This is a genomic window from Streptomyces caelestis (genome assembly GCF_001279005.1).
GTDB lineage: Bacteria > Actinomycetota > Actinomycetes > Streptomycetales > Streptomycetaceae > Streptomyces > Streptomyces heliomycini.
This window is the reverse complement of record NZ_LGCN01000163.1, coordinates 1-252: the sequence shown is the minus strand read 5'-3', so window position 1 is coordinate 252 and position 252 is coordinate 1. Positions and strand designations below refer to the sequence as shown.

Below are 252 nucleotides of genomic sequence, written 5' to 3'. Positions count from 1 at the left end.
TGGGTGCCGGTGCTGGTCAGGGTGTAGACGGAGGAGGTGTGCTTGCCGTCGCTGCTCTGGCCGCCGTCGTAGAGGATGGCGATGTCGTCCTTGCCGTCCGCGTTGTAGTCGCCCGAGGTGGGTTGGCTGGCGGACCAGTTGAAGCTGCCGGGACTGGTCCAGGTCTTGGCGACGGTGAACTGGGTGCCGGTGCTGGTCAGGGTGTAGACGGAGGAGGTGTGCTTGCCGTCGCTGCTCTGGCCGCCGTCGTAG

At 66.7% G+C, this 252-nt stretch carries 1 pseudogene; it reads right to left on the bottom strand.

The annotated features are described in order from the left end of the window. Positions 1 to 252: pseudogene (locus tag ADK41_RS14900) on the bottom strand (FG-GAP-like repeat-containing protein); the annotation flags it as partial.